Source organism: Mycobacterium kyogaense, assembly GCF_003254575.1.
GTDB classification, from domain to species: Bacteria; Actinomycetota; Actinomycetes; order Mycobacteriales; family Mycobacteriaceae; genus Mycobacterium; species Mycobacterium kyogaense.
Genome location: NZ_QJUA01000105.1, coordinates 1 through 1,103, shown reverse-complemented (window position 1 = coordinate 1,103; position 1,103 = coordinate 1). Strand labels below are relative to the sequence as shown.

Below are 1,103 nucleotides of genomic sequence, written 5' to 3'. Positions count from 1 at the left end.
AGGCGGTCGGTGATGCTGAGGTCGCGCGTGCGGTTGCGGTTGAGGGTGAGGATGCTGCTGAAGCGCTGACCGCTGATGAGGCGTCGGAGTCTGTCGAGTCCGAGTCTTCGGAGCCTGAGGCGGGTCTGGGTTCGGTCGATGCCGATGAGGTTGCGGAGGCGGTCGGTGATGCTGAGGTTGCGCATGCCGTCGCTGTCGAGGGTGAGGATGCTGCCGAGGCGCTGACCGCTGATGAGCCTGAGCCCGAGTCGTCGGAGTCTGTCGACCCCGAGTCGTCGGAGCCTGAGGCGGGTCTGGGTTCGGTCGATGCCGACGAGGTTGCGGAGGCGGTCGGTGATGCTGAGGTCGCGCGTGCGGTTGCGGTTGAGGGTGAGGATGCTGCTGAAGCGCTGACCGCTGATGAGGCGTCGGAGTCTGTCGAGTCCGAGTCTTCGGAGCCTGAGGCGGGTCTCGGATCGGTGGACGCCGATGAGGCTGCGGAGGCGGTCGGTGATGCTGAGGTTGCGCATGACGTCGCCGTCGAGGGTGAGGATGCTGCCGAAGCGCTGACCGCTGAACAGGCGTCGGAGTCTGTCGAGTCTGAGTCTGAGCCTGAGGCGGGTCTGGGTTCGGTCGATGCCGACGAGGCTGCAGAGGCGGTCGGTGATGCTGAGGTTGCGCATGACGTCGCCGTCGAGGGTGAGGATGCGGCTGAAGCATTGACCGCTGATCAGTCCGCAGATACCGAGTCAGGCGATCCTGATGCCGCGGTCGCCGATGATCAAGGCACAGAAGATGCTGACGTCAGCGAGACGTCGGCTGTCGCTTCCGAGACCCCCGGCGTGACCCCGGCCCCGCCGGTAAGCCGTCCTCCGGCAAGCCTTTCCACTGAGGTCGGTCAGCGTGTCATTCAGTGGGTTCGTCGGCGTAGGAATCGTTGATCACCTCGCTGAGTTATCCCCAGCCGTAGAAATTGGCGTCGAGGGGTGTCACCTGTCATCTCTCAGGACATCGGTGACAGTTCTGCATCAGGACATCGGTGACACTTCGGGTGGTTCTGGTGGTGACACTTCCGCCCCGAGGCTGCGGGGGTGGCTGTCAATGAACCCATCGATCCTCGCGTC

1 pseudogene is annotated in these 1,103 nt (G+C 64.4%); it reads left to right on the top strand.

Features of this window, described 5'->3' with window-relative positions:
- A pseudogene (locus DMB80_RS28315) lies at nt 1-920 on the top strand (hypothetical protein); the annotation flags it as partial.
- Nucleotides 921-1,103 lie beyond the last annotated feature (183 nt).